Source organism: uncultured Nevskia sp. (assembly GCF_903885465.1).
Classification (GTDB): domain Bacteria; phylum Pseudomonadota; class Gammaproteobacteria; order Nevskiales; family Nevskiaceae; genus Nevskia.
Genome location: NZ_CAISIQ010000019.1, coordinates 1 through 5,111, shown reverse-complemented (window position 1 = coordinate 5,111; position 5,111 = coordinate 1). Strand labels below are relative to the sequence as shown.

Genomic DNA, 5,111 nt, shown 5'->3' with positions numbered 1-5,111 from the left:
GCGAAAGCGGCGTCCTCGCAGGCCACCACCAAGTACTGAGTCGCCTCGAACGGGAGCAAGACTCATGGACGCAATCATCACCGACGGCTTCGTGTTCTGGCACTGGTGGGTGCTCGGCTTCCTGTTGCTGGTCGCCGAAATCCTGACGCCGGGTACCTTCTTCATGTGGATCGGCTTCGCCGCTTTCGTCACCGGCCTGGCCGCCTGGTTGATCCCGGGCCTGAGCTGGGCCGGCGAGATCGTGATGTTCGCGGTGCTGTCACTGGCGGCGGTGGTGTTGTGGCTGAAGTACCGGCCGCTGACTCGCAACGATGCCGAAGACAACGGCCTGAACCAGCGCGGCCGCCACACCATCGGCCGCGAGCTGACCCTGGTGTCTGACATCGAGAACGGCATCGGCCAGGCCCGGCTCGATGATTCCGTCTGGCGCGTATCCGGCCCGGCACTGAAGGCCGGCAGTCTGGTCAAAGTGATCGGCGCCGATGGCGCGACCCTGAAAGTTGAAGCACTGAACGTGGAGCCTCGTCATTCCTGAACTCAAAGCCCACTCGCCGGAACCCGATGCCGATGCCGACATCGCGCCCGCCGGCGAGCAACGCGCCATCGCCGCGATCCGCGAAGCGACCCACAACCTGTACAGCTTCGGCGAGGAACTGGTCCACAGCCTGACCCACGGCCTCGGCGCGCTGCTGGCGATCGTCGGCCTGTGCGTGCTGGTGGCCCGCTCGGTGCTCTACGGCGGCACCCGGGAGCTAGTGGCCAGCAGCATCTTCGGCGCCGCGCTGATCCTGATGTACGCGGCCTCGACCCTGTTCCACAGCATTCCGATGCCGCGGCCCAAGCACATCTTCCGGGTGCTTGATCACTGCCTGATCTATGTGCTGATCGCCGGCACCTACACGCCATACACCCTGCTGGCGCTGCGCGACAGCCCCTGGGGCATCGGCCTGTTCATCTTTGTCTGGGCCCTGGCCGCAGTCGGCATCGTGTTCAAGATCTTCACCACCGGTCGCTTCGAGTGGCTGTCGCTGGCGGTGTATCTGCTGATGGGCTGGTGCGGCGTGGTCGCCGGCAAATCGATGATCGCGGCGATCCCCAATGGCGGCCTCTGGCTGCTGCTGGCCGGTGGCCTGTCCTACAGCTTCGGCACCATCTTCTATGCCTCGACCCGCCTGCGTTACCACCATGCGATCTGGCATCTGTTCGTGCTCGCCGGCAGCATCTTTCATTACTTCAGCGTGCTGTTCTATGTCCTTCCAGGTCCAAGCAATCTCCTGGGCAATCCGGTGACGCCATGAGCAAGAAACCGATCGTCGACGATAGCCCTTATCTGGTTCCGGACGACGGCAGCTTTCGCGTCGACAAGGCGCGCACCGCGCCGCCGAAGAGTGCAGCGGACGACGACGTGCAGAAAGACCGGCTGCGCGACGAGATCGCCAAGCTCGATGATCTGCAGAAGATCCTCTTCGCCCACGATCACCACTCGGTGCTGCTGGTGTTTCAGGCGATGGACGCCGCCGGCAAGGATTCGACGATTCGCGCCGTGCTGTCCGGCGTCAATCCGGCCGGCTGCCAGGTGCATGCCTTCAAGCGCCCGAGCCTGGAAGAGCTGGACCACGACTTCCTCTGGCGTACCGCTTGCCGCCTGCCCGAGCGCGGCCGCATCGGCGTGTTCAACCGCAGCTATTACGAAGAAGTGCTGGCAGTGAAGGTGCATCCGAATTTCCTCGACGCGCAGGGCTTGAGCACCGGCAAGCACCCGAAGAAATTCTGGAAGCAGCGCTACGCCTCGATCCGCGACCACGAGCGCCACCTGGCCCGCAACGGCACGGTGCTCCTCAAGTTCTGGCTCAACGTCTCCAGAGAAGAACAGCGCCAGCGCTTCCTCGCCCGCCTGAACGAGCCGGAAAAGAACTGGAAATTCGAAGCCGCCGACGTCGCCGAGCGCGAACACTGGGACGACTACATGCAGGCCTACGAAGACGCGCTGAACGAAACCTCACGCCCCTGGGCACCGTGGTACGCGATCCCGGCCGATTCGAAGCCGTACATGCGCGCGGCCGTTGCCGACATCATCGTCCGCACGCTTGAACGCCTGAACCTGCAGTACCCGGTTTCGAGCGATGAGCAACTGGCGCAGTTCGCGGAACTGCGGAAGCGGCTCGAGAGCGAGTTCAACTAGGGTCAGGGTCCAGATGGAATTGAGGTCTGACCGCGGGCTTTCGGATACTTGAAGTCGCCGAGGCCTCAAGCCGCGTTGGGCGCGCTGGGCGTGGGCGAGGTGGCCGGCGTATCGGCGCCGGGCAGTGGTGGCGGCGATCCCTCGGGTGTCTGGCCTTTCATGATTTCGGCGCGCAGGTGTGGCAGGTACAGCGGGAATTCGCGCGCGATGAATGAGATCACGCCTTCACGCACGCGACAGCGCAGATCGAAGTTGCGCCCCGAGTCTGAAGACGAAAGCAGCACGCGCAGCTGCATCTGCGATTCGCTGGTATCGGTGACCTGCACGATGCCGACGCGGCCATCCCAGTCCTTGTCCTGAGTGCATAGCCGCGTGACCTCGTTGCGGATCGGATCCACCGGCAAGCGGTAGTCGGCCCAGATCATCACGGTGCCGAGAATGTCCGAGCTCTGGCGCGTCCAGTTCTGGAAGGGCTTCTCGATGAAGTACTGCAGCGGCACGATGAGTCGGCGCTGATCCCAGATCGCCACCACCACGTAAGTGCCGGTCACTTCTTCGACTCTTCCCCATTCGCCTTCCAGCACCAGCACGTCGTCGATGCGGATCGGCTGGGTGAGCGCGAGTTGCAGTCCCGCGAGCAGGTTGCCGAGTGCCGGCTTGGCCGCAAGGCCGACCGCAAGGCCCGCGATGCCTGCCGAGGCCAGCAGGCTGGTCCCCACCTGACGCACGCTGGGGAAGGTCATCAGCGCAATCGATACGCCGAGAATCAGGATCACCACGTAGAGCGTGCGGGTGAGCACTCTTGCCTGCGTGAGCCGTGTGCGGGCGATCAGGTTGTCGGCGGCGTTGGCGTAGGGATTGAGCTGAACGATGGCTTCGCCGGCCACGGCCACGCAGCGCAGCAGCAGCCAGGTCATCGCGCCGATCCACAGCACGCCGGTGGTATGGCGCAAGGGGCCGATCAAGGGCAACTCGTCCGCGGCGGCCTGCCACACCAGCCCGAGCGCGGTGAGCGCTGCCAGAGTCGTTGCCGGCGTATTCGTGCGCCGGACGATCAAGCCGAGGATCGTGAGATGACTGGTGGCGCGGGTTGCTGCCGCACGCAGCAGGCGCATGGCCAGCAGGACCACCAGCAGGATTCCGGCAGCGGCAGCGCCAGTCAGCGCCCACGGCGGCGCCTCTTGGCGCAGGTATTGAATGAAGTCTTGCAAGATCGAGAATCCTTTCTCAGGCGAATTGTGGTGGCCCGCAAGCTCTGCAGAGAGCGTGCCGGGGGCGGTGGATTCGCTGTAAAGCGCTCGACGCGTTCGTCAAGAACGAGGTGGCCGGATGCGCCCGCTGAACCGGCGCACTTCCCGCGACCTCAGAGTGGCAGGTCGTGCACCTGTACGCCGCTGGCCGATTGCCGCGCCTTCAGCAGCATCGCATCGGCGACTTCGGCCGCCGTGATCGGCCGGTACTTGCGCAGCGGTCCCACGCAGAGCGGAGACAGCAGCGGCGCCAGCTTCTGGCCGAAAGCCTCGGCCGGCCGCGATTCGGTTCGCGCACCCAGCAGCAGTGACGGCCGGAAGAACTGCGTGGAAGCAAAACCGACCGCCGCCACGTCCCGCTCCATGCGCGCCTTGAGTCGCGAGTAGAAGCTCAGCGCCGTGGCGCTGGTGCCGGCGGCGGACACGCCGAAGAAGCGCGTCACACCGCCCGCCTGCGCAGCACGAGCCACGGCGAGCACCATCGCGTAATCGACTCGCTCCAGCCCGGCATTGCCGCCGGCTGCCTTGGTCGTGGTGCCGAGGCAGCAGAACAGATCATCGGCAAGCAGCGGATCGCCGAGGCCATCCAGATCTTCCAATGTGGATTGCACGAAGCGCAGCTTTGCATGCTTGCGCGTCGGCGCACGACGACCGAGCACGATCACCGTGGCGTATTCCGGCGCGGCCAGCAGACGATCGAGCAGCGCCACACCGACCAGACCGGTGGCGCCGACCATCAAAGCAGTTCGAGTCATGCGCGATCCTCCAGCCGTTCAGTCAGGGCACCGAGTGTAAGCGAGCAAGTCGGCCCGGCCCGGCAGTCGCGTTAAAGTGGCGGCCCCTCTTTCGCACCCCTTCGTCATCGACATGAGCATCTGGAAACAGCCGGTCACCATTGGTCAGGAATGGCCGATTCCGCAGAACAGCCTCGGCGGCCATCTCGGCCTGAAAGTCACCGAGATCGGCGTCGATTACCTGCGCGGCACGATGCCGGTCGACCATCGTACGGTGCAGCCGTTCGGCCGCCTGCATGGCGGCGCATCCTGCGTGCTGGCCGAAGAACTCGGCAGCATCGCTGCCTTTTTGTGCATTCCCCCGGGCACCGGCGCGCCGGTGGGGCTGGACATCAATGCCAACCACATTCGCCCGCCGACCAGCGGCATCGTCATCGGCACCGCGCGGCCACTGCACATCGGCCGCAGCACGCAGGTCTGGGAAATCCGCATCGTCGACGAACAGGACCGGCTGGTCTGCATCTCGCGGCTGACCGTTTCGGTGATCGCGCTCGACAAGGCCAAGCCTGTCGGCTGATCGTTTTTCCTTTGGCCGGGCAGCGTCCGTGACGCTCCCGGCAGGCGCACCTGACGGCTTGACGTTGGGCGGCGGCTATCGGCAGATTGCGGCTCTTCTGATGAGGGTCGTCCCATGCGTCTACCTGTCGCTGCCGGCCTGCTTCTGAGCCTCGTCCTGCTGTCGCCACTGGCGCAGGCCGCGGTCCCCACCCTGAACTTCACCGCCGAGCCGACGACCATCGCGCTCGGCGCGTCGACGACGTTGCGCTGGACCTCGACCGGCGCCACCACCTGCACCGCCAGCGGTGCCTGGAGCGGCAGCCAGGCCACCAGCGGCACGCGGGTCAGCAAGCCGACCGCCGGCACCAAGACCTACACGCTGAGCTG

Annotated in this window: 6 protein-coding genes and 1 pseudogene; 5 read left to right on the top strand and 2 right to left on the bottom strand. The window is 65.4% G+C overall.

All coding sequences use genetic code 11. The features are described 5' to 3' along the window. The first annotated feature begins 64 nt into the window (after positions 1 to 64). From QZY06_RS00715 to QZY06_RS00705, 3 genes are read left to right on the top strand one after another with little or no spacing between them, the layout of a single operon-like run. A complete protein-coding gene (locus QZY06_RS00715; RefSeq protein ID WP_293390794.1) occupies positions 65 to 535 on the top strand; it encodes an NfeD family protein in 471 nt (156 codons plus the stop codon). 40 nt (positions 536 to 575) lie between these two features. Then, complete coding sequence (locus QZY06_RS00710; protein WP_367275528.1) at positions 576 to 1,298, top strand: hemolysin III family protein; 723 nt, start codon at positions 576 to 578, stop codon at positions 1,296 to 1,298. Beyond that, positions 1,295 to 2,182, top strand: coding sequence for a PPK2 family polyphosphate kinase (locus tag QZY06_RS00705; RefSeq protein WP_295678897.1), 888 nt, complete (start codon positions 1,295 to 1,297; stop codon positions 2,180 to 2,182). Before QZY06_RS00710 ends, QZY06_RS00705 begins: the two co-directional genes overlap by 4 nt. A 65-nt stretch (positions 2,183 to 2,247) precedes the next feature. On the opposite strand, the gene QZY06_RS00700 is transcribed toward QZY06_RS00705, so the two are convergent. Both QZY06_RS00700 and QZY06_RS00695 read right to left on the bottom strand, forming a co-directional pair. Then, a complete protein-coding gene (locus tag QZY06_RS00700) occupies positions 2,248 to 3,393 on the bottom strand; it encodes a mechanosensitive ion channel domain-containing protein (protein ID WP_295678895.1) in 1,146 nt (381 codons plus the stop codon). Positions 3,394 to 3,545: 152 nt separating this feature from the next. Then, positions 3,546 to 4,187, bottom strand: coding sequence for an NAD(P)H-binding protein (locus tag QZY06_RS00695; RefSeq protein ID WP_295678894.1), 642 nt, complete (start codon positions 4,185 to 4,187; stop codon positions 3,546 to 3,548). A 112-nt stretch (positions 4,188 to 4,299) separates the two neighbouring features. Between QZY06_RS00695 and QZY06_RS00690 the strand changes: the two genes are divergently transcribed. Then, positions 4,300 to 4,743, top strand: coding sequence for a hotdog fold thioesterase (locus tag QZY06_RS00690; protein WP_295678892.1), 444 nt, complete (start codon positions 4,300 to 4,302; stop codon positions 4,741 to 4,743). Between the two features lie 114 nt (positions 4,744 to 4,857). After that, positions 4,858 to 5,111 (top strand): annotated as a pseudogene (locus QZY06_RS00685) (hypothetical protein); the annotation flags it as partial.

Excerpts from the sequence above, each read along its gene's own strand:
- QZY06_RS00715 (WP_293390794.1), top strand. The coding sequence starts at position 65 with ATGGACGCAATCATCACCGACGGCTTCGTGTTCTGGCACTGGTGGGTG.
- QZY06_RS00705 (WP_295678897.1), top strand. The coding sequence starts at position 1,295 with ATGAGCAAGAAACCGATCGTCGACGATAGCCCTTATCTGGTTCCGGAC.
- QZY06_RS00695 (WP_295678894.1), bottom strand. The coding sequence starts at position 4,187 with ATGACTCGAACTGCTTTGATGGTCGGCGCCACCGGTCTGGTCGGTGTG.
- QZY06_RS00690 (WP_295678892.1), top strand. The coding sequence starts at position 4,300 with ATGAGCATCTGGAAACAGCCGGTCACCATTGGTCAGGAATGGCCGATT.